At 62.1% G+C, this 22,197-nt stretch carries 16 protein-coding genes; 11 read left to right on the top strand and 5 right to left on the bottom strand.

Annotated features, from left to right (window positions below; genetic code table 11):
- Positions 1–1,176 carry an acetate/propionate family kinase gene (locus tag FB009_RS23150; RefSeq protein ID WP_024311729.1) on the top strand — a complete coding sequence of 392 codons (1,176 nt, stop codon included), beginning with the start codon at positions 1–3 and terminating at the stop codon, positions 1,174–1,176.
- A 27-nt stretch (positions 1,177–1,203) separates the two neighbouring features.
- Here FB009_RS23150 and FB009_RS23145 read toward each other — a convergent pair whose 3' ends face one another.
- Positions 1,204–2,679, bottom strand: coding sequence for an NAD-dependent succinate-semialdehyde dehydrogenase (locus tag FB009_RS23145; protein WP_012061606.1), 1,476 nt, complete (start codon positions 2,677–2,679; stop codon positions 1,204–1,206).
- Between the two features lie 117 nt (positions 2,680–2,796).
- Positions 2,797–4,065, bottom strand: a complete 1,269-nt coding sequence (locus FB009_RS23140; RefSeq protein ID WP_024311728.1) for a 4-aminobutyrate--2-oxoglutarate transaminase — start codon at positions 4,063–4,065, stop codon at positions 2,797–2,799.
- 234 nt (positions 4,066–4,299) lie between these two features.
- On the opposite strand from FB009_RS23140, the gene FB009_RS23135 reads away from it, so the two are divergent.
- The 5 genes from FB009_RS23135 to FB009_RS23115 all read left to right on the top strand — a co-directional run bounded on the left by FB009_RS23135 (position 4,300) and on the right by FB009_RS23115 (position 10,531).
- On the top strand, positions 4,300–5,130 hold the full coding sequence (locus FB009_RS23135; RefSeq protein ID WP_024311727.1) for a MerR family transcriptional regulator: 831 nt from the start codon (positions 4,300–4,302) through the stop codon (positions 5,128–5,130).
- A 294-nt stretch (positions 5,131–5,424) separates the two neighbouring features.
- Entirely contained in the window at positions 5,425–6,558 is a 1,134-nt protein-coding gene (locus FB009_RS23130; protein WP_018012901.1) for an acyltransferase family protein, read from the top strand.
- Positions 6,559–6,585: 27 nt separating this feature from the next.
- A complete protein-coding gene (locus tag FB009_RS23125) occupies positions 6,586–7,689 on the top strand; it encodes a glycosyltransferase family 2 protein (RefSeq protein ID WP_024311726.1) in 1,104 nt (367 codons plus the stop codon).
- A 1-nt stretch (position 7,690) separates the two neighbouring features.
- The gene (locus FB009_RS23120; RefSeq protein WP_024311725.1) at positions 7,691–8,728 is read left to right on the top strand and encodes a glycosyltransferase family 2 protein; all 1,038 of its coding nucleotides are present in this window, start codon (positions 7,691–7,693) and stop codon (positions 8,726–8,728) included.
- Between the two features lie 9 nt (positions 8,729–8,737).
- Positions 8,738–10,531, top strand: a complete 1,794-nt coding sequence (locus FB009_RS23115; protein ID WP_018012899.1) for an ABC transporter ATP-binding protein — start codon at positions 8,738–8,740, stop codon at positions 10,529–10,531.
- Positions 10,532–10,595: 64 nt separating this feature from the next.
- Here FB009_RS23115 and fba read toward each other — a convergent pair whose 3' ends face one another.
- Positions 10,596–11,639, bottom strand: coding sequence for a class II fructose-bisphosphate aldolase (gene fba / locus FB009_RS23110; protein ID WP_024311724.1), 1,044 nt, complete (start codon positions 11,637–11,639; stop codon positions 10,596–10,598).
- 659 nt (positions 11,640–12,298) lie between these two features.
- Here fba and FB009_RS23100 point away from each other — a divergent pair.
- The 4 genes from FB009_RS23100 to FB009_RS23085 are packed head-to-tail and all read left to right on the top strand — an operon-like array spanning position 12,299 to position 17,598.
- On the top strand, positions 12,299–13,897 hold the full coding sequence (locus tag FB009_RS23100) for a peptide ABC transporter substrate-binding protein (RefSeq protein ID WP_024311723.1): 1,599 nt from the start codon (positions 12,299–12,301) through the stop codon (positions 13,895–13,897).
- 51 nt (positions 13,898–13,948) lie between these two features.
- Positions 13,949–14,872, top strand: coding sequence for an oligopeptide ABC transporter permease OppB (gene oppB / locus FB009_RS23095; protein ID WP_024311722.1), 924 nt, complete (start codon positions 13,949–13,951; stop codon positions 14,870–14,872).
- On the top strand, positions 14,865–15,995 hold the full coding sequence (locus FB009_RS23090; protein WP_024311721.1) for an ABC transporter permease: 1,131 nt from the start codon (positions 14,865–14,867) through the stop codon (positions 15,993–15,995). Before oppB ends, FB009_RS23090 begins: the two co-directional genes overlap by 8 nt.
- A gap of 1 nt (position 15,996) precedes the next feature.
- A complete protein-coding gene (locus FB009_RS23085) occupies positions 15,997–17,598 on the top strand; it encodes an ABC transporter ATP-binding protein (RefSeq protein WP_012061618.1) in 1,602 nt (533 codons plus the stop codon).
- Between the two features lie 148 nt (positions 17,599–17,746).
- Here FB009_RS23085 and FB009_RS23080 read toward each other — a convergent pair whose 3' ends face one another.
- A complete protein-coding gene (locus tag FB009_RS23080; protein WP_012061619.1) occupies positions 17,747–19,090 on the bottom strand; it encodes a sigma-54-dependent transcriptional regulator in 1,344 nt (447 codons plus the stop codon).
- A complete protein-coding gene (locus FB009_RS23075) occupies positions 19,087–20,907 on the bottom strand; it encodes a sensor histidine kinase (RefSeq protein ID WP_127580608.1) in 1,821 nt (606 codons plus the stop codon). The genes FB009_RS23080 and FB009_RS23075 overlap by 4 nt, the downstream gene beginning before the upstream one ends.
- A 283-nt stretch (positions 20,908–21,190) precedes the next feature.
- On the opposite strand from FB009_RS23075, the gene FB009_RS23070 reads away from it, so the two are divergent.
- On the top strand, positions 21,191–22,123 hold the full coding sequence (locus FB009_RS23070; protein ID WP_024311718.1) for a VOC family protein: 933 nt from the start codon (positions 21,191–21,193) through the stop codon (positions 22,121–22,123).
- Positions 22,124–22,197 lie beyond the last annotated feature (74 nt).

Genomic DNA, 22,197 nt, shown 5'->3' with positions numbered 1-22,197 from the left:
ATGGAAGCGGTTCTCGTCGTCAATGCCGGCTCGTCCAGTCTGAAGTTCCAGATCTTCGGTATCGCCGGGGGCGGGCTGCAAAGGCAGGTCCGCGGGAAGATCGACGGCATAGGCACGCACCCGCACCTGAAGGCGAGCAACGCCGACGGCACGGACCTCGTGGATCGTGCTCTCGATTCGTCTACCGTTCGCGACCTCCCTACTGCCATTGCGGAAGCGCGGAACTGGCTCGCCGGCGTCGACGGCATCGAACTGCGGGCGATCGGACACCGGGTGGTGCATGGCGGTCCGGACTACGTTCGCCCCGTGCTGATCGATGCGGCGGTGCTCGAGCGGCTGGCGAGCTACCAGCACCTCGCGCCGCTCCATCAGCCGAACAATCTCGCGCCGATCCGCCTTGCCATGGACATCAACCCCGATGTGCCGCAGGTTGCCTGCTTCGACACAGCCTTTCACCGGGGGCGTGCCGAGCACACAGACTGCTACGCTCTCCCGCATGCCTTCTACGAGGACGGAATACGGCGCTACGGCTTCCACGGGCTTTCCTATGAATATATTGCCGAGCGGCTGCGCGAGGTGGCTCCCGACATCGCGGGGGGCAGGGTCATCGTCGCGCATCTCGGCAGCGGCGTTTCGATGTGCGCGCTGAAAGACGGGCGCAGTGTCGAAACGACGATGGGTTTCACGGCGCTCGACGGGTTGCCGATGGGGACGAGGCCGGGGCAACTCGACCCGGGCGTCATCCTGTACCTGCTCACACATCACGGCATGAGCGCGCAAGAGATATCAGACCTCCTTTACCATGACGCCGGGTTGAAAGGATTGTCCGGCATATCGAACGACATGCGCGAACTTTCGGCGAGCGAGGACCCGCGCGCATCCTTCGCAATCGATCATTTCGTGCATCGCTGTTCGCTCCATGCCGGCATGCTTGCTGCGGCCTTGGGAGGTCTCGATGCTTTCGTCTTCACGGCAGGCATCGGTGAAAATTCCGCAACGGTCAGAGCCCGCATCGCCGAACGCCTCGACTGGCTCGGAGCCGAACTCGACGCTAAAGCCAACGATACGGGCGCGCCGGTCGTCTCCAGAGCCGGGAGCCGCGTTTCGCTTCACGTCATACCGACCGACGAGGAACTGATGATCGCCCGTCACACGCTTGCGCTTCTGCGCGTTTGATTTGCCGCACCGGCCGAGTCTAGCCGTTCAGATATTGCCCATGCAGAGATATTTCATCTCCAGATAGTCTTCGAGACCGTGGCGGGAACCCTCGCGGCCGATACCGGATTGCTTGATGCCGCCGAAGGGAGCGGCCTCTGAAGACATTCGGCCCGTATTGATCCCGACCATTCCGTATTCCAGCGCCTCGGCAACATGCCAGACCCGCTTGAGGTTTTCGGCATAGAAGTAGGCCGCAAGGCCATAGATCGTGTCGTTTGCCTCGGCCACGACCTGCTCGGCGCTGTCGAAGCGGATGATCGGGGCGATCGGCCCGAATGTCTCTTCCTGGGCAACACGCATATCGTGCGAGATGCCTGTAAGCACGGTCGGTTCGAAGAAGGTTCCGGCCGTCCCGATGCGGTTGCCGCCGCAGCGCACTTCGGCACCCTTGGCAATGGCATCGGACACATGCGCCTCGATCTTCTCGATCGCATGGGCGTCGATCATCGGGCCGATCGTAACGCCGGGGGCAAAGCCGTCGCCGACGGTGAGCTCTCGCACGCGGGTGACGAACTTCTCGGCGAAGGCGTCGTGCACCGCGGTTTGCACGTAGATGCGGTTCGCTGAAACGCAGGTCTGGCCGGCATTGCGAAACTTGGCCTGAAGCGCACCGTCCACCGCCTCGTCGATATCGGCGTCGTCGAAGACGATGAAGGGGGCATTGCCGCCGAGTTCGAGACTGACTTTCTTGATCTGGTCGGAACATTGCCGCATCAAAAGGCGCCCGACCTCGGTCGATCCGGTGAAGCTGATCTTGCGGATCCTGGGATTGCTGCAGAGCTCCCGGCCGATAGGTGCACCCTCGGATGCGTATAGGAGATTGAGGACGCCTTCCGGAAAGCCTGCTTGTTCGGCGAGCGCGAACATGGCCCCGGCCACCAGCGGCGTCTGCTCGGCCGGCTTCAGGACAATCGTGCAGCCGGCGGCAAGCGCCGGAGAAATCTTGCGCGCAACCATCGAAGCCGGGAAGTTCCAGGGCGTGATGGTGCCGACCACGCCGACGGGCTGCTTGATGACGAGCATACGGCGATCGTTGGCGGGCGCAGGGAAGGTCTCGCCGTAGACGCGCTTGGCTTCTTCCGCATACCACTCGATGTAGGATGCCGCGTGAAGGACCTCGCCCTTCGCCTCGCCGACGGGCTTGCCCATTTCAGCCGTCAGAATCGCCGCGAGGTCGTCGACGTGCTCGACGATCAGGTCGTGCCAGCGACGCAGGACGATGCTGCGGTCCTTGGCCGGCTTGCCGGCCCATAAAGGTTGGGCAAGGGCGGCGGCGTCGATCGCAGCGCGCGCCTCTTTGATGCCCATATCCGGAAGCTTCGCCAGCAATTCGCCGGTCGAAGGATTGAAGACGTCGAAAGTCGGACCGGCCCATTCTCCTGCGGGCAGGGCGACGCTATCGAGCGACGCGAAAAGCTTCGGTTCGCGGATGTGTCCGGTGAGTGCAGGCGTCAGGGCCACGCAACGTCCTCCCGCGATGCCTGCGGCGGCCGCAAGCCTCGCTTCTCTTCCTTGTTACGGGCGCAGCCAATGCGCCCCCGGCATGGCTGACCGCGATAGCGGCCGCCTGTGCAGCCGTCAACCGCGCGCTTCGAGGATCGAGGATTCGAGGATGTCCAGGGCTTCCGCGAAGACATCATCCTGGATCGTGATCGGCGCCAGAAAGCGGATGACATTGCCGTGTACGCCACAGGTCAAGAGGATGAGCCCCTTTTCCAGGGCAAGGAGGCGGACCTTGTTGGCGAATTCGGCGCTAGGGACGTTCGTCTTCACATCGTTGAATTCGACAGCGTTCATGAAGCCGGGTCCGCGGATATCCACGATCTCCGGCGCCTTCTCACGGATTGCCGCAAGGCGCTGCTTCAGCCGGTTGCCGAGCTGGTTCGCCCGTTCGCATAGATTTTCCTCGGCAATCACGTCGAGCACGGCATGCGCGGCGGCGATGCCGAGCGGATTGCCGCCGTAGGTGCCGCCCAGGCCGCCCGGCCCGGGCGCGTCCATGATCTCGGCGCGGCCAGTCACGGCGGCGAGCGGGAAACCGCCGGCGAGGCTCTTCGCCATTGTCGTCAGGTCCGGTGCGACGCCATGGTGTTCCATGGCAAGCAGCTTGCCGGTCCGGGCAAAACCAGTCTGGACCTCGTCGGCGATCAGCAGGATGCCGTTCTGATCGCAGATCTCGCGCAGCGCCTTCATGAAGGCGGTCGGAACCGGATAGAAGCCGCCTTCGCCCTGAACCGGCTCGATGATGATCGCAGCGACGCGGTTCGGATCGACGTCAGCAGCGAAGAGCTTCTTCAGCGCCGCCAACGACTGCTCGACGCTGACGCCATGAAGCTCGACCGGGAAGGGAACGTGGAACACATCCGCCGGCATCGCACCGAAGCCGACCTTGTATGGAACGACCTTGCCGGTCAGCGCCATGCCCATGAAAGTGCGGCCATGGAAACCGCCGCCGAAGGCGACGATCGCCTGGCGGCCGGTCGCGGCGCGCGCGATCTTGACGGCGTTTTCGACAGCCTCGGCACCGGTCGTAACGAAAATCGTCTTCTTCGCGAAGTCGCCGGGCACGATCGCGTTCAGGCGTTCGGCCAGATGCACGTAGTTCTCGTAGGGCACGACCTGGTGGCAGGTATGGGTGAAGCGGTCGAGCTGCGCCTTGACGGCGGCGATCACCTTCGGGTGGCGGTGGCCCGTATTTACCACGGCGATCCCCGAGGCAAAGTCGATGTAGCGGTTGCCTTCCTTGTCCCAGATTTCGGCATTTTCCGCGCGCTCGGCGTAGATCTGCGTGGTCATGCCGACACCGCGGGAAATAGCTGCATTCTTGCGATCGGTAAGGCTCGTCATCGTTTCCGTCCTGGTCGAGAGAGAATATATTGCATTTTTTCTGCAAAGTTTCGTGAAAAGGGGTACATTTTTCCGGGGAGATTGCAAATCAAATTTACTGATCGGCACAGCACTCGAATTGATGGAGCGCGGAAAACTGCTTCACACCTTTCCTGGAAGTACTCTAGATTGCCGCAGCCCGTGGACGGCACGGATTCGTACGCGAGTCTTACGGCGCAACGAGGGTATGAATTGATGGGCGGTGTTGGTGCCATCCGCTACAAGGTTGCCGAGGCGGCAAGGCTCGCAGGCGTTTCGGCCTCGACACTCAGATTGTGGGAAACCCAAGGTCTCGTCGTGCCCGAGCGCTCGGCGACGGGTCACCGGCAATATACGGATGCCGATCTTGCCCGGTTGAAGCGTATTTCCTGGTTCCGCTCCGAACGCGGTCTCAACCCGGCTGCGATCAGGGAGGCTCTCGAGGCAGAAAATGCGGCCACTGACGATGAAAACGGCTTGGCGGCGCCGAGCGACGAGAATGCCGAGCTTCAGGTCGGACGGAAGCTACGCAGCCTGAGACACACCGCCGGTAAGACTCTGGAGCAGGTGGCAGGCGACATCGGTATCGCCGCCTCCGTGTTGTCGACGCTGGAGAGGACATCACAGGGTGTGTCAGTTGCCGTTCTGCACAATCTGGCGGAATATTTCGACACCACCGTCTCAAGTCTCTCCGGCGAAGAAGAGACAAAGGCACGGGCGCTCGTGCGGGCAGGCGAATGGCGAAACTGGCCGCGCACGACACCGGGCGTTACGGTGCAGTTGCTTGCCGAAGGCAAGAACCAGATGGATTGCCATCGCTTCGTTCTGGCGCCCGGCGCATCGAGCGAGGGCGCCTACCGGCATGAGGGAGAGGAATTCGTTTATGTCCTCTCCGGGCGTGTGGAGTTCGTGCTGGATTCGGATCAGTTCTACGATCTTCACCCGGGCGATTCCCTCTACTTCGAGAGCCGCCGCCGCCATGCCTGGTCGAACAGGCACGACGGCGAAACCGTATTGTTGTGGATCAACACGCCGCCGACATTCTGACAGAACGCCCGGCAATGAAGACGCCGCTTCTCGCGGCGACATCAGTGCGTCCGTGTAGCAGCGGAATATTGCGCGCAGGCCACACCCCCACCCTCGTACGAGCGTCCAGGCTATGTTGATCGAGCCCGGAACAAAGTTTGGCCCGATTCCCCCATTCAGCCTCGAACAGTTCTTTAGCCTACCGACCACCAGCTGCCGCTGGGAAGCGCTCAGGAAACGGGATTGCACAGGGATGCACCTGTTCCATGAGCTTGCCGGAGAAATCCTCAAAGGACGACCGCGGAGGGAGTGTTGATGCAGGTAGTGCGCGACCAGCAGCTTGATGGCCTGAGAGCCGTCGCGGTCACAATGGTGCTCTACGCGCATTTCTTTGCAGCCGATGGATCGCATTGGGGCCATCTTGGCGTCAGGCTGTTCTTCGTGCTGAGTGGCTTTCTGATAACGCGGCTGCTGCTCGACGCCCGCGACGCTGCCCGTTTCGAGCCGAGCACGGCGCTGAAGTCCTTCTATGCGCGCCGGGCGCTTCGTATTTTCCCGCCTTATTTTGCCGTGCTGGCCGCGGTGTTTCTCCTGGACCTGGAGCGCTCCACGGAGGTTATGGCATGGCACGGGCTTTACCTGTCCAACTTCTGGTATGCGCTGCAGAACGAATGGTCGCCGTGGGTTCTCTGTCATACGTGGAGCCTGAGCATCGAGGAGCAATTCTACCTCGTCTGGCCATTGGTCGTGCTGCTCCTGCCGCGCCGCTCGATTGCCGGGGTCTGCATCGGCGTCATCGTCTGCTCGCTCGTCTACCGCTTCTACTGGCCCTTCACCGGTACGCCTTCGCTCGCGCGCGATCTCCTGCCGCCGGCATCCATGGATGCGCTGGCCGTGGGCGCCTTGTTGGCTGCACGTCCATCCTGGCGTGTGGCTTGGCCGCGATGGGCGGAATTGAGCTGGATTCCCCTTTCTATCGCTTCCTTCGCCCTGGTCTGGCTGAAGCCGGTTCCGATGACCCCGGTCATAGCGTGGCTTGCATGGATCGGACTGGAGGTGGTCCCGCTCTTGCCACTCGCCATGCTGGTCGGCAACTGTTCGAAGGGGATCGTCGGGATTGCCGGGCGGGTCGTCGCGCTTTCGCCCGTGGCGGCTCTGGGCCGGATCAGTTATGGCGTCTACCTCTTTCACGCCGTCGTACTGGCTGTGGTCGTCCAGGCGCAGCCGTTCATCCCGGTCAATGTCACGAATCAGGGGGTAGGGCGGTTCGTAGTCGCCGGCGCTCTGACACTGATGCTCGCCTCGGCGTCCTGGATCCTCTTCGAAAAGCCGCTGAACGGGTTGAAGCGCCACTTTCCCTATGTTCGTCCGGAGGGCGCGGCGGGGCCCGTAACTGCCGTTCCTCGCGTCCGTCGCGACGAGGCCTTGCAAACACCGCCCCTTCGATAGCACCCGAGTTGAACCCCGAGTTGAACCATGCCTTTGCCCCTCGTCTCCGTCCTCCTACCCGTCTACAATGCGGAGCCATACATCGCCGCAGCCCTCGAGAGCATGTTGCGCCAGGACTACCAACGTGTCGAGGTGATCGCGATCGACGACGGATCGACGGACCGGTCGCGGGACGTTCTCGAACGCTACGGGAAGACCGATTCCCGGCTTTCCATCATCTCTCGCGAAAACCGCGGGCTGGTAGCAAGCTTGAATGAAGGGCTTGCTCTTGCAAAGGGCGAGCTTATCGCGCGGATGGATGCAGACGATATCGCCTATCCCTCGCGTCTTTCCCGGCAGGTCGCGCTGTTTGGCGAAGAGCCGCGGCTGGCCCTCTGCGGCACCGGCATCGACATGCTCATCGGCAACCGCATCATACGCGGCAGACCAAATCCCATCTACCGGCCGGGAAGCCTGCGCACCCTGTCGATGTTCTTCACCATCTTCATGCATTCAACGGTGGTCTATAACAGGACAATCATTCCCGACGAGATGCTCCGCTACGATTCGAACTATGTGCACGCGGAAGACTTCGATCTCTTCAGGCGGATCGCGGATCGCTTTCCGGTTCATATGATCGACGAGCCCCTGGTTGCCTATCGCATCCATGAACATAGTGTCACCAGCAAGCACAAGCGGCAGATGCGCCGCACCCATCTGAGCATCGTGGCCGAGAACCTGGCACGGGACGCTCTTCTCGATGATTCCGCCGTTCTCGAAGCAATCGGCGCCGCCGTAACGGGCGATGCGGTGGCACGTCTTGCCGACTGGGTCCTGGCACTCGAACGTGCGATTGCGGCGCGGCCGGTGGAAGTCCGTAGTGCCTATGAAGACGGCGCCCTGTGCTTCTTCTATTTCCTCTATCAGCTCATTGCCGACGAGGAGCAGCCGCGGCTGACCCACGAATTCCTGACGAGGACAGGCAAATGGGGCCTGATCCGCCGTCGCGAACGCTATGGGCTGCTCGCCGCGACTCGGGCACCGTGGTGCAGCCGGATTTCGCTTGCGGCAAGCAGGCGGGTGGACCGGCTAGCGCGCCATCTGCAGTCGGTACCGGCAGCGACCGTGCTTCCAGAACATGGCTTGACCTGACATGGCCCCAGAACCGCCCGCAATGATGCAAGACGATCCGATAGCACCGGATGCTCGGCGCTTGGTCGCCGCCTCGCCTTCCGGTGAGCCCGAGCCGTTCGCCAGCTTCATCGTCTGCACGCACAACCGCGTCCACGCGCTTGCGGCGTCGATCCGGTCTATCGAGTCCGCCAGCCACGCTCATGCCATGGTCGAGAGCGAACTCGTGGTGGTAGACAATGGCTCGACGGACGGCACGGCGGAAGAACTGGCCGGCATCGCGGCACGAACGATGATGTCGATCACGCTCCTCACCGAGCCTCGCCCGGGTCTCGCCGCAGCGCGCAACACGGGGATGGCACGCGCGCGCGGACGGATACTCATCTTCATCGATGACGATTGCGAGGTGGACAGCAATTACCTCCGTGATCTCGAGCGGCACTACAGCGGTGGTGATGAACAAGTCATCCGCGGCGGGCGCGTCGAGCTCGGTAATCCCGCCGATCTACCGTTCACCGTCAAGCGCTCGAAGGTGGCGGCGCGCCTGACCCGCGATGTCCACCCGGGCGGATTCGTCCTTGGCTGCAACATGACCATGCATCGTGACATCGCGGCGCGCATCGGCCCTTTCGACGAGCGGTTCGGTGCCGGAGCGCCGCTGAAAGCCGCCGAGGACACGGACTACCTGGTGCGGGCTTTTGAGCTGGGCATACCGGTTGAATACGTGCCTGACATGGTCGTCCACCACCACCACGGCCGCCGCCATCGTGCGGCAATCGAAGAGCTCCATCGCAACTACAGCCTCGGCAATGGCGGGCTTTGTCTGAAGCACCTCCTTCGCGCACCGTGGCTGCTTAAGCATTTCGGCTGGACCGTCAGATCCGCGTGGGGCGAGGCTTTCGGCCGTTCCCGCTTCGATCCAGAACTCCAATTGTCACACTGGCCCATCGTTTCGATGAACCTGCTTGGCGCACTTCGCTTTGCGTGGCTTGCCGCGGCGAATGCGGAACCGCGGATCGAACGGCGACGGGTCGAACAACCAGAGCCGAAGCTCAGGTGAGGGCCATTCATGCGTAGATTTCTATTGCCAGGTCTCGAAGTCCTTCGCGGCGCGCTAGGGCGCCAAATGCGCCTGCTTCCGGCCGTCGTCATTCTCGGCCTTACCAGCGCTGCGCTCGAAGGCGCCGGCATCGGGCTCATCATACCTATGCTGAGCATCATTGCCGGAGACGAGCAGGCCACCGGCCTGAGCGGCATCTCCGCTTATTTCCAGGGGATGGGGGAGGGCCTTGATGACGGCGAGCGCCTGTTGGCGATTTCGGTAGCGGTGCTGGCTCTGATCCTCCTCAAGAACGTTCTTTCCTTCGCCAACACGCTGCTCACGACCTTCATATACGGCAAAGCCAGCCACTCCGTCCGCAGCGCGCTCTCGGATCAGTTGCTGCGGATCGGATATCCCTTCTTCATGCAGCATAATCCGGGCCGGCTGCTCAACATCATATCCAATGAATCGTGGCGCGCGTCCGACGCGATCCAGACTGTGCTCGCCGCGATCGTGCATGGCTCAGCCGCGCTGATCCTTCTCGCCTTTCTGTTGCTCATGTCGTGGCAGATGACGCTGTTCGTTGCGCTCGGCCTTGTCCTCGTCCAGCTTGCGCACGCGGCCCTTTCGGCGACGCTCAAGGGCCCGAGCCGCCATGTCACTTCCTTCAACAGCGAGCTTTCCGCCAGAATGCTGCATCTGGTGCACGCCGGGCGGCTGATCCGTGTCTTCGGTCAGGAACCGCGCGAGAAGCAGGCATTCGATTCGGCCTCGGACGCCGTTCGCCGGGCCGGCTTCGTGCTGCAATCACGACAGGGTGCGCTGCCGCCGCTCACCGAAGTTCTCCATTCGGCGCTTTTTCTCGCGGTGGTGGTTAGCGCCTGGTCCGTCGGCGTCAGCTTTCCGGTGATCGTCGCCTTCGTCGTCCTGCTTTACCGCCTGCAGCCGCATGTGCGCGCCCTGCAGATGTCCTGGAGCCAGATCCAGGGCTGGAGCGGGTCGCTCGAAGAGGTGCGGTGGCTTCTCGACTCGTCCGACAAGCCGAAGCCTCCGGAGGGCAAAACTCCGGTCGACGGCCTGCACGAGATCCTGGTGTTCGACCGGGTGACCTTCCGTTATCCAGGTTCCGAGGTGCGGCCAGTCGTTTTGCGTTCCGCGAGCTTCGAAATCCGCAGCGGTCGTTCGACGGCGATCATCGGTCGTTCAGGCGCGGGAAAGACCACGATCGTCAATCTTCTGTGCCGTTTCGTCGAGCCGGATGAAGGATGCATCCTCGTCGACGGGGTGCCTCTGAGTGAGATCGATCCGATCCAGTGGCGGCGCCAGATCGCCGTCGCCAGCCAGGATCTCGAACTGGTGGACGGCAGCATTCTGGAAAACATCACCTATGGTCAGAGCGCCACCTTCGTGGAAGCGGAACGTGCCGCGAAGCTCGCCGAGGCCCACGGCTTCATAGAGCAGCTGCCGCAGGGCTATCAGACAGTCGTCGGTTACAGGGGGGCCAGCCTCTCGGCAGGGCAGAGGCAGCGCATCGCGCTTGCCAGGGCCCTCGTGCGCGATCCGGCGATCCTGATCCTAGACGAGGCAACCAATGCGGTTGACGGCCTGTCGGAGGCAGCGATCGTCGAGACGCTGCGATTAAGAGCCGGCAGACGCACGACGATCGTGATCAGCCATCACAGGAGCACGATCTCGTTTTGCGACGACGTCGTGGTCCTTGGTTCCGGGCACGTGAAGGGTCAGGCCGCACTGGCCGACGTCGCGTCGCTCAGCATGGATCAGCTATACGAGCATGAGACGCGCGCGGACAGCGCAACGTAAACTCCCCATGTGGCCCTCCGCGAGATGGGGAGTTGGCTTTTGCATGTCTTCCCGAACCGCGATCTTACGCGGCCGCGTAACGCTTGGCCATTTCCGGCAAACGCAGCACCCGGATCTTCGAGGCCTGCCCGGCGGAGCGGAATGCCTCGAAACGCTCCTTGCACACCTCGGCCATGTGGGCGATCGCCGGCTTCAGATAGTTGCGCGGGTCGAAATTGTCCGGATGTTCGATATGATTCTTGCGGATCTCTCCGGTAAAGGCGAGGCGGAGATCCGTGTCGATGTTGACCTTGCGCACGCCGAGCGGAATGGCTTTCTGAATCTCGGATACCGGCACGCCCCAGGTTTTCTTCATCTTGCCGCCATAGGCATTGAAGAGTTCCTGGAGACCGGCGGGCACGCTCGATGAGCCGTGCATGACGAGGTGCGTATTCGGCAACCGCTTGTTGATCTTGGCGATCGTTTCAATCGAGAGGATTTCGCCGTCGGGTTCGCGCGTGAACTTGTACGCGCCGTGGCTGGTGCCGATCGCCACCGCGAGGGCATCGACGCCGGTCTTCGAGACGAAGTCGAGGGCCTGCTCGGGATCGGTGAGCAGTTCCTCGCGCGAGAGCTTGCCCTCGAAGCCGTGCCCGTCCTCCTTGTCGCCGGCACCCGTCTCCAGATTGCCGAGGCAGCCGAGTTCCCCCTCGACGGAAACGCCGGCCGCATGAGCGATCTTCACGACTTCGGCCGTGACGGCGACATTGTATTCGTAGCTCGCGACGGTCTTGCCGTCCTTCTCCAGCGAGCCGTCCATCATCACGGAGGTGAAGCCGTTGATGATCGCCGAGATGCAGGTCGACGGCTGGTCGCCATGGTCGAGGTGGAGACAGACGGGGATATGCGGATATTCTTCCACAGCTCCAAGGATCAGATGGCGGAGAAAGGCGTCGCCGGCATAAGCGCGCGCGCCGCGGCTTGCCTGCAGGATGACAGGAGAGTCGGTCGCATCCGCGGCGCGCATGACCGCCTGGATATATTCGAGATTGTTCACATTGAAGGCCGGCAGCGCGTAATTGTTCTCTGCCGCGTGGTCGAGCAGTTGCCGCAATGTGATCAATGCCATCATTAACTCCCTGATGCTCCGCGCCAATCGGGCGCCAATTCGAGGCACAATAATTCATGCGGGGCTTTTGGCAACCGGCCCGGCGGTGCTGCCGGTCGCTTGATGGACGTGCGTCAGGCCAAATTTTTGTGGATGAGAAATCATGCAGTCAGAATTCGCTACTTTCGCCCTCTGGTGGTGCTGCCACTCTGGGTGCGCCCCGCGGGGCGGTCGCAGCTTTTCGCCGGCCGACTGCCGGCTCCGGCCCCGAAGCCCGCGCTGGGTGTCGGGTTCAGGTGCGTGTGGTGAAGGAGGACCGATTTGCAAAAAGATTGCAGCAAGGCGGTCACTTTTTTGTGCATATTACGTAAAGTGCCGCTACAATTCATGAAGGTTGCATGACAGGTTTTTTCCGGCCTTCCTGTGAGAAGCGGACGCAGCAAGGCTGAAGCGAACTACAACGTTGCAGTCGGACATCCGCCTCTCGGCTCCGCGCGGTGCACATGCGCCGACGAGAAGCGGAAACTCATTGCAGATGCTGTGCAACCTGGGCGTTTACAGGTGTTCGTCTTTTAAAGAGAAGGATGCAATTTTCCGAACCGATCAGCTTGCGTTCGCTGAGAATTTGCACTTCTCTCCTTCGATCAATGAACCCAAAAACGAGGGGAAGGAGAAGAAAAATGGCTTCACTCAGACATAATCTCGCCGGCGCGGCGCTCATCTGTTCGCTGCTCATGGGGGCAAGCCCCGCGCTCGCCGAGGCGGTACTTCACCGCGGCAATGCCGGCGAGCCGCAGACGCTCGACCAGGCTCACACCTCCATCAATATCGAGGAGTTCATTCTCAAGGACCTCTATGAAGGCCTGACCATCTATGATGCCGCGGGAAAGATCGTACCGGGTGCCGCCGAAACCTGGGAGCTTTCGGATGATGGTACCGTCTATACCTTCAAACTGCGTGCCGATGCCAAGTGGTCTGACGGCTCACCGGTGACGGCAGAAGATTTCGCCTTCTCCCTCCGTCGGGTGGAAGATCCGAAGACGGCGGCCGAGTACGCCAATATCCTGTTCCCGATCAAGAACGCGGAAAAGGTCAACAAGGGCGAACTGCCGGTCGACCAGCTCGGCGTGAAGGCCGTCGACGAGAAGACGCTCGAAGTCACCCTCGAACGTCCGACGCCTTTCTTCCTGGAACTGCTCGCACATCAGACGGCTCTTCCGGTCAGCAAGGCGAACGTCGAGAAGAACGGTGCCGACTTCGTGAAGCCGGGCGTGATGGTTTCGAACGGGGCCTTCAAACTGGCGTCACATGTGCCGAACGACAGCCTGACCGTGGAGAAGAACACGAACTACTGGGATGCCGCCAACGTCAAGCTCGACAAGGTGATCTTCTATCCGATCGATGATCAGGCCGCCTCGGTGCGCCGTTTCGAAGCGAAGGAAATGGACCTCGCCTATAACTTCTCGGCCGACCAGATCGACCGCCTGCGTAAATCCTATGGTGAACAGGTGCACGTTTCTCCGACGCTTGCGACCTACTACTACGCTTTCGACACGCGCCAGGAGCCCTACAACGATGTCCGGGTCCGCCGGGCACTCTCTATGGCGGTTGACCGCGACTTCCTTGCCAAGGAAATCTACAGCGGCTCGCAGCTGCCGTCCTATTCGATGGTGCCGCCAGGCATCGAGAGCTACGGAGATCCCGCCAAGGCCGATTTCGGGGACATGTCGCAACTCGACCGCGAGGACAAGGCGATCGAGTTGATGAAGGAAGCCGGCTACGGCGAAGGCGGCAAGCCGCTCAACATCGAAATCCGCTACAACACCAACCCCAACCATGAGCGTGTCGCGACCGCGGTTGCCGACATGTGGAAGAACACCTTCGGTGCCAAGGTCTCGCTGGTGAATCTCGATGTGTCGTCCCACTACGCCTATCTGCAGGAAGGCGGCAAGTTCAACGTCGCGCGTGCAGGCTGGGTCGCCGATTACGCCGATGCCGAGAACTTTCTGGCGCTGAGCCTCAGCACCAACAAGACGTTCAATTACGGCCACTTCGAAAATGCGGAATTCGACGCGTTGATGAAGAAATCCTATGAAGAACAGGATCCTGCAGCACGTTCGAAAATCCTGCATGAGGCCGAAACGCTGCTGATGAAGGAACAGCCGATAGCGCCCCTCCTGACCCAGGCCGACCTCTGGCTCGTTTCGGAACGGGTCCAGGGTTGGGTGGACAATGCGCCGAACGCTCACCTGAGCAAGTTCCTGAGCATCGCCGAGTAACGAACAGAGGCGACGCGCGGGCATCTGCGCGTCGCCTCCGGAGCCAAATCCATGATCTCCTTCATCCTTCGCCGGCTGGCGAGTGCGGTGCCGACGCTGTTTATCGTCGTCACGCTATCCTTCTTCCTGATGCGATTCGCCCCCGGCGGGCCCTTCAACCTCGAGCGTCCTCTTCCGCCCTCCACGATGGAGAATCTGATGAGGACCTATCACCTCGACCAGCCGCTCTGGCGCCAATACGTTCACTATCTGAGCAATGCAGTCACCGGCGACTTCGGCCCGAGCTACATTTACCACGACAACAATGTCGCGCAGCTGATCGGCAAAGGTCTCCCCTATTCGATGGAGCTTGGCTTCTACGCGCTGTTGCTGGCAGTCGTCGGCGGCGTCATAACGGGAACGATCGCGGCTTTGAAGCAGAACAGCTTCCTGGATTTCGCGGTCATGTCGGTGTCCACCATCGGGGTAACCGTTCCGAACTTCGTCGTCGGCCCCGTGCTCACGCTGATCTTCGCGATCATGCTCGCGTGGCTGCCCGCCGGCGGCTGGGGCGATGGATCTTTGCGATTTCTCATCCTGCCGATGATCGCGCTGGCGCTTCCCCAGCTTGCCGTCTTCGCAAGGCTCACGCGCGGCTCGATGATCGAGGCGCTCCACACGGATCATATCCGTACGGCGAAGGCCTATGGCCTGCCGTCCCGCGCCGTCGTCGTGACGCACGCGATGCGGGGAGCCATGCTGCCGGTCGTCTCCTATCTCGCTCCGTGTGCTGCCGCCCTGCTTACGGGTTCGGCCGTGGTGGAGACGATTTTCACCATTCCAGGCGTCGGGCGCTACTTCGTTCTTGGCGCGATCAACCGCGACTATACGCTTGTGATGGGTACCGTGATCCTCATCGCCATCTTCGTCATCCTCTTCAACCTTCTGGTCGATATTCTCTACGGCCTGCTCGATCCGAGGGTTCGCCATGACTGATATTGCTCAGATCCCGGCATCGGCGCCCGAAACCAGGGGGCGCAGCCTGTTTCAGCTCGCGGCGCTGCGTTTCCGCCGGAACCGCCCCGCCATGGCGGGCTGCGTCATGCTGGTTCTCATCGGCCTCTTTTCCTTCGTAGGGCCGCTTTTTTCTCCCCATAGCTACGATCAGGTGTTTCCGTCCTATGTCACGATCGGGCCAAGCCTCGAGCCGCGACCGGATAGTTCGACGCTTCAGGGCGTGATGGAAGGCGTGGCGTCCCGTGCCCGCGTCAGGCTGACGGAATTCGCCGTCGAGGATCAGAGCTTCACCGCCACGGTCACGTCGGATGCGCCGATCGATCCCCGCGCCACGCGCTATTTCGACCGGGCGAACGAGTTCGAGAACACCAAGGTGGTCGCAACGGAGGGCGATGGCCGAACGCTGAAGGTCGAGGGCGACGTGGCTCGCGAATATTTCCCCTTCGGTACCGATTCAAACGGCCGCGATCTGCTTGTCCGGGTCATGCTGGGCGGGCAGATCTCCATCGCCGTCGGCCTGCTGGCGAGCCTCGTTTCACTCGGCATCGGTGTGCTTTACGGCGCGACTTCCGGCTATATCGGCGGGCGCGTCGACAACGTCATGATGCGTTTCGTCGAGATTCTCTATTCGCTGCCCTTCGTCTTCCTCGTCGTGGTGCTCGTCGTCTTTTTCGGCCGCAGCTTCATCCTGATCTTCCTGGTAATCGGTGCAGTCGAGTGGCTGGACATGGCACGCATCGTCCGCGGCCAGACGCTGGCCCTCAAACGCCGTGAGTTCGTTGGTGCAGCACAGGCGCTGGGTCTGACCGACTGGCAGATCATCCGCCGGCACATCATCCCCAACACGATCGGGCCGGTCATCGTCTTCGTCACCGTCGTCGTGCCGAAGGTCATTCTGCTGGAGAGCTTCCTGTCATTCCTCGGGCTGGGTGTCCAGGCGCCGCTCACGAGTTGGGGCGCGTTGATCTCGGAGGGTGCGAACAACATTCAGTCGGCTCCCTGGCTGCTTATTTTCCCCGCCATCTTCTTCGTCCTGACGTTGTTTTCGCTGAACTTCGTCGGCGACGGCCTGCGCGACGCACTTGACCCGAAGGACCGCTGACATGACAGAGATGCAAGACGCCATTCTCGCGGTCCGTGGTCTCAAGGTCGATTTCTCGACGCCCGATGGGACCGTCGAAGCGGTCAAGGGAATCGATCTCGACGTCCGTTCCGGCGAGACTCTCGCCGTCGTCGGCGAATCCGGCTCGGGCAAAAGCCAAACCATGATGGGTATCATGGGCCTGCTCGCCAACAACGGAACGGTGACCGGCTCGGCGCTTTACCGCGGCCAGGAGCTCGTGGGTCTTCCGCCGAAGGCCCTGAACAGAGTGCGCGGCTCGAAGATCACGATGATCTTCCAGGAGCCGATGACCTCGCTCGATCCGCTCTACACGATCGGTCGCCAGATCGCCGAGCCGATCGTCCATCACCGCGGCGGTACGTTCAAGGGTGCGCGCAAGCGCGTCCTCGAACTCCTGGAGCTCGTCGGCATTCCCGAAGCGCAGCGCCGCATCGACAGCTACCCGCATGAGCTCTCCGGCGGTCAGCGTCAGCGCGTCATGATCGCCATGGCGCTTGCCAACGAGCCGGATATCCTGATTGCCGACGAACCGACGACCGCCCTGGACGTGACCATCCAGGCCCAGATCCTCGATTTGCTCAAGGCGCTGCAAACGCGTTTCGGCATGGCCATCGTGCTGATCACGCACGACCTTGGGATTGTCAAACACTTCGCCGAGCGGGTCGCGGTCATGCGCCGCGGCGAGGTTGTGGAGCAGGGCACGACGGCCGACATCTTCGAGCGGCCGGAGGCGGACTACACCAGAATGCTGCTGGAGGCAGAGCCGAGCGGACACAAGGCTCCGCCCCCGGACAATGCACCGATCATCCTCGAGGGGCGCAATGTCGGGGTCGACTATACGATCCCCGGCGGCCTCTTCCGGGGCGCCTCGACCGCCTTCCGGGCCGTCGACGGCGTAAGCCTGAGGCTCAGGCAAGGCCAGACGATCGGCATTGTCGGCGAATCCGGTTCGGGTAAGTCGACGCTCGGACGGGCGCTGCTGAGGCTTTTGCCGAGTAGCGGTTACTATCGCTTTGGTTCCACGGATATTTCGGGATTTGACCGCGGCGCGATGCGGCCACTGCGCCGCCAGCTGCAGCTCGTATTTCAGGATCCTTACGGATCGCTCTCGCCGCGCCGGACCGTCGGCGAGATCATTACCGAAGGCCTTCATGTGCATGAGCCCGACTTGAGCCGCGCCGACCGCGATCGGCGGGCCATCGCCGCACTGAAGGAGGTCGGCCTCGATCCCGCCTCGCGCAACCGCTATCCGCATGAATTCTCCGGCGGCCAGCGCCAACGCATCGCAATTGCCCGCGCGATTATCCTGAAACCCAAGGTCGTCATTCTCGATGAACCGACCTCAGCCCTCGATCGATCGGTACAGGGGCAGGTGATCGCACTCCTGCGCGATCTGCAGGAGAAGCACGGTCTTTCCTACATCTTCATCAGCCACGATCTGTCAGTCGTGAAGGCGATGTCCGACTATGTGATCGTGATGAAAAACGGCCGCATCGTCGAAGAGGGGGAAACTGACGCGATTTTCAAGGCGCCGCGGGAGCCCTACACGAAGACGCTGATCGGCGCGGCATTCAACGTGTGAGGGAACGGCGGGTGGCGCTTCCTCTCTCATCCGCATTGCGGCAGCTTCTCCCCGCAGGCGGGCGAAGGGGAACTCGCGGCGCCGCTTGAGCCACTTTCACCGCCTTCCTTCTCGCGGAGAACGGCACGGCTCCCACCAACGCGAAGCCCTACCGCTCCTCAGTCAAAGCCTTCTTGTCGAGCCCGAACTTCTGCATCTTCTCGTAAAGCGTCTTGCGCGAGATACCGAGCGACTCGTAAACGGGTTTCAATGCTCCACCGTGGGCGGCCAGCGCGCTGGCGATCACGCTTCTTTCGAAGGCGGCCACCTTTTCGGCGAGGCGCTGCCCATTCGCAGGAGCGAGCGCTTCTTCGCTTTCGGGTTCGAGACCGAGGATCAAACGCTCGGCGGCATTGCGCAGCTCACGCACATTGCCCGGCCATTCGCGTGAAGCCATGTCCGATGCGAGCGCCGCCGATATCTCGACATCGTCCCGGCCGTATCGGGCGGCGGATTCGCGGACGAGCTGCATGAAGAGCAAGGGGATGTCGGAGCGGCGCTGCGAAAGCGTCGGCACTCTCAAGGTTGCGACATTCAGCCGGTAAAGCAGATCGGCACGGAATCGGCCATTTGCGACCTCGCGCTCCAGATCGACCTTGCTGGTGGCGATGAAGCGAACGTCCAGTGAAACGGTCTCGTTCGAGCCGAGACGGGTTATGACACGCTCCTGCAGGACGCGAAGGAACTTTGCCTGAAGATCGAAAGGCATGGAGCCGATCTCGTCGAGCAGGATGGTGCCGCCGCGGCCATGTTCGAATTTGCCGTAACGGGGCCTGAGCGCTCCGGGGAATGCGCCCGGCTCGTGGCCGAAGAGTTCGCTCTCGATCAGATTCTGAGGAAGTGCCGCACAATTGATGGCGATGAACGGGCCCCTCGCGCGGCTGCTCAAATCATGAAGCGCACGGGCGACGACTTCCTTTCCGACGCCGGTCTCGCCAATGATCAGCGTGTCGGCGTCAGAGGCGCCGATCGCCCTGACCCGGTAGCGCAGATCCACCATCGCTTGGCTCCGCCCCGGCAGCCTTTGTTCTATGTCGTCGCGCTTCCCCGCGACAGCCCGCAACCGGCGGTTCTCGAGCACGAGAGCGCGCCAATCGAGCGCGCGGCGTATGGTGCCGGCGAGCATCTGGGCGGTGAAAGGCTTTTCGACGAAATCATAGGCACCCTCACGCATCGCCCGAACCGCCAGCTGGACATCGCCGTGACCGGTCACCAGGATCACCGGCAGTTCGGCATCGATCTCGCGGATGCGCTGCAGAAAGGTCATTCCATCCATCCCGGGCATTCGGATGTCGCTGATGACCACCCCGTGGAAGCTGAAGGCGATGCGCTCGAGCGCGTCTTCGGCACAGGCGAAGGTATCCACCCGAAACCCCGCAAGCTCCAGTGCCTGAGCGCTGGAACGGCGCAATTCCTCTTCATCATCGACGAGCAGGATGCGGCTTTCGCTCATTCGGCTGCCTCGCGACCGGTTTGGCCGGCGAGGGCGAGCTCGATGCGAAAGACCGCTCCACCCTCCGGATGGTTCGACACGGTCAGGCTGCCTCCGAAATCCTTGATGATGTTGTAGGAAATGGACAGGCCGAGGCCAAGACCCCTGCCGACGCCCTTCGTCGTGTAGAATGGATCGAAAATGCGCTCGGCGACCGACGGCGCGACGCCCCCGCCGCGGTCGCGCACGGTCAGCACGGCTTTGCCGTCCTCGCGCCAGGCACGCACGGAGAGCGTGCGGTCGTCCAGCCCCTCAACGGCGTCGGCGGCATTGGATATCACGTTGACGAGCACCTGCTGCAGCCGGACCGAACCGGCCCGGACCATAAGGTCCCCGTCAAGCTCAATGTCCATCTTTGCGCCCGCCGTCTTGATTCGTGCTGCCACGATCTCGAGCGTGTCACGCATCACCTCGTCGAGACGAACCGGGCCGAGCTTCTCATTGGGTTTTCGGGCAAAGTTGCGTAGATGCCGGCTGATCGATGCCATGCGATCGATCAGGCCCGAAATGCGCCTCACATTGTCGCTCGCCTCGGCGGTTCGGCCGCGCTCGATCAGCAGTGCAGCGCTGTCGGCGTAGGTCTTGGCGGCGGCAAGCGGCTGGTTGAATTCGTGCGACAGGGCCGCTGACATCTGCCCGAGACCGGCGAGTTTGCCCGCCTGGATGAGGTCGGCCTGGGTTTGCCGCAACTGCTGCTCGGTGAGCCGCCGCTCGGCGATTTCAGCCTCGATCTGCGTGTTGACGCGCGCGAGATCCGCCGTGCGTTCTTCGACCCGGCGCTCCAGCTCTTCCTGTGCCTGCTCCTGCATCAGGATGCGTTCCCTGAGCCGCGCACGGCGTTGGATGAAAATCGCGATCGCAAGCCCGGTCAGGCAGAGCAGCAGCATGACGGCGGCAACCGTGGTCAAGGCTTGCGTGCGAACGGAGCCCGTGTCGGCGAGCACGTTCACGGTCCAATCGGCCTCGGGCATATAGTGCGAGAGGACGAGATATTCCCGGTCGCTGCCCCCGGAGACCCTTAACACCCGATGTCCGGATAGTTCACTTTGCACGGCCGGCAACTGATGCAGAACGGCATCGGCATAGCGCCGCGATGCTTCCGTCCTGGCAAGCCGCTCAGCCGTCAGGGGCAGGATCCCGGCGTAGAGCCATTCGGGATTGCCGCTCATGAAGATGATACCCTCCGGGTCGGACACGAAGATCCTGTATTCGCCGCCTTGCCAGGAGGCTTCGATCGTCTCTATGTCCACCTTGAACACGATCACGCCCCGGATATCTCCGCCGATGCGGACAGGAGCGCCGAAGTAGTAGCCGCGCTTTAGCGATGTCGTGCCGAGCGCGTAGAAGCGAGATTGCTCGCCCTTGAGCGCATCCTGGAAATAGGGCCGGTAGCTGAAATTCTCTCCGACAAAGCTCGTCGGTCCATCGTAGTTGCTCGCGGCGATCGTATTGCCGTTCGGCAGGATCACGTAAATGTCGGAGGACTTGAGAAGTCCATTGATCTCTTTCAGATAGGAATTGACGGTGCCGCGCAGCTCCCCATCGTTCGGACGCGTCACCAGCTCCTTGACGTCGTCATGGTCGGCGATGAGCGCGGGCAGGGCCTGATAGCGGTTCAAATGGCCGCTAAGAGCGGCCACCGCCAGTCGCAGCGCCGTGTGTGCCTGCGAGGAGGCCTCCTGCATATAGCTGCGCGTGGCGACGGCGTTTCCCTGCACGGCGATTAACCCGGCGGCTGCCGGCACCAGAAGGAGTGCGAGAAAGAAGCGGTATTTCACGGAATGCCCGGGCTCCTCCTCCCGCTCGCGGTCTTGGCTGCAGGTTCCTTTTTGCGCGGCCGCTGCCACGCGATGCTAATTGTCGGTCTGACGCGTTGCAAGCCGCCCATGCGGGTGCCTTACTCCATCTGCTCTATGACGCAGTTGTTGACAGCGTGTCGCTTCTGTCAACGTAGCGTTGACAATGCGTCTGTGTGGGATGGTCTTCCGCTCTCGCCGCCCAGGGAGCATCTATTCGCCATCGACGCTCCCGCCAAAGCTGGGGGAAGAAAGGAAGCCGATCATGCTCGAACAGATCAAAGGCCTGCATCACGTAACATCCATGGCAGAGGACGCTCGTACGAACAACCAGTTCTTTACCCAAACGCTTGGTCTACGCCGCGTCAAGAAAACGGTGAACTTCGACTCGCCGGATGTCTACCACCTCTACTATGGCGACGAGACCGGCACAGCCGGCACGGTGATGACCTACTTCCCTTTTCCGCAGATGCCGCGCGGTCGTGCGGGCACGGGAGAGGTGGGGACGACGGCATTCTCTGTCCCGCAAGGCTCGCTCGGCTTCTGGGAGGGCCGTTTGACGCGCCTCGGTGTGAGTGGCCTCAAGCGCTCGGAAAGCTTCGGTGAGAAGCGGTTGAATTTTGCCGGGCCGGACGGCGACGGTTTCGCTCTGGTCGAGGTCAGGGATGACCCGCGCACGCCCTGGACCGAGGGTGGCCTTTCCGGGGATTACGCCATTCGCGGCTTCCACTCGGTCGCCATGCGGTTGCGTGACGAGGGCGCCACGGCCGACCTGCTGAAGTACATGGGTTACGAGGAACTCGATCGAAGGGACGGTGTCACGAGGCTGGTCGTCCCCGACGGCAACGGCGCGAACCTCGTAGACCTCGAAACACTGCCCGGCATCAATCGTGCTGCACAGGGTGCCGGTTCGGTGCACCACGTCGCATTTGCCGTCGACAATCGGGAGCGGCAACTCGAGGTCCGCAAGGCGCTAATGGATACCGGCTATCATGTGACGCCGGTCATCGACCGGGATTATTTCTGGGCGATCTATTTCCGCACACCCGGTGGCGTTCTCTTCGAGATCGCCACGAATGAGCCGGGCTTCGACCGCGACGAGGACACCGCGCATCTGGGCGAGGCGCTGAAGCTTCCGCAGCAGCACAAGCACCTGCGGCCGATTCTCGAAGGTCATTTACAGAGGCTGGAAGCGTAAGCGGACGCGTCTGCCGCTTCAGCCCGGCCTTCTCGTTACGCCGGGAAGGGTTCAATATTCCAATATTCACAGAT

Source organism: Sinorhizobium medicae (assembly GCF_007827695.1).
GTDB lineage: Bacteria > Pseudomonadota > Alphaproteobacteria > Rhizobiales > Rhizobiaceae > Sinorhizobium > Sinorhizobium medicae.
The sequence above is the reverse complement of the archived record's forward strand: the minus strand, read 5'-3'. Positions and strand labels throughout refer to the sequence as shown.

Coding starts and splice junctions, on each gene's coding strand:
- FB009_RS23135 (WP_024311727.1), top strand. CDS start 4,300: ATGGGCGGTGTTGGTGCCATCCGCTACAAGGTTGCCGAGGCGGCAAGG.
- FB009_RS23115 (WP_018012899.1), top strand. CDS start 8,738: ATGCGTAGATTTCTATTGCCAGGTCTCGAAGTCCTTCGCGGCGCGCTA.
- FB009_RS23130 (WP_018012901.1), top strand. CDS start 5,425: ATGCAGGTAGTGCGCGACCAGCAGCTTGATGGCCTGAGAGCCGTCGCG.
- FB009_RS23090 (WP_024311721.1), top strand. CDS start 14,865: ATGACTGATATTGCTCAGATCCCGGCATCGGCGCCCGAAACCAGGGGG.
- oppB (WP_024311722.1), top strand. CDS start 13,949: ATGATCTCCTTCATCCTTCGCCGGCTGGCGAGTGCGGTGCCGACGCTG.
- FB009_RS23100 (WP_024311723.1), top strand. CDS start 12,299: ATGGCTTCACTCAGACATAATCTCGCCGGCGCGGCGCTCATCTGTTCG.
- FB009_RS23140 (WP_024311728.1), bottom strand. CDS start 4,065: ATGACGAGCCTTACCGATCGCAAGAATGCAGCTATTTCCCGCGGTGTC.
- FB009_RS23120 (WP_024311725.1), top strand. CDS start 7,691: ATGGCCCCAGAACCGCCCGCAATGATGCAAGACGATCCGATAGCACCG.
- FB009_RS23070 (WP_024311718.1), top strand. CDS start 21,191: ATGCTCGAACAGATCAAAGGCCTGCATCACGTAACATCCATGGCAGAG.
- fba (WP_024311724.1), bottom strand. CDS start 11,639: ATGGCATTGATCACATTGCGGCAACTGCTCGACCACGCGGCAGAGAAC.
- FB009_RS23080 (WP_012061619.1), bottom strand. CDS start 19,090: ATGAGCGAAAGCCGCATCCTGCTCGTCGATGATGAAGAGGAATTGCGC.
- FB009_RS23150 (WP_024311729.1), top strand. CDS start 1: ATGGAAGCGGTTCTCGTCGTCAATGCCGGCTCGTCCAGTCTGAAGTTC.
- FB009_RS23085 (WP_012061618.1), top strand. CDS start 15,997: ATGACAGAGATGCAAGACGCCATTCTCGCGGTCCGTGGTCTCAAGGTC.
- FB009_RS23125 (WP_024311726.1), top strand. CDS start 6,586: ATGCCTTTGCCCCTCGTCTCCGTCCTCCTACCCGTCTACAATGCGGAG.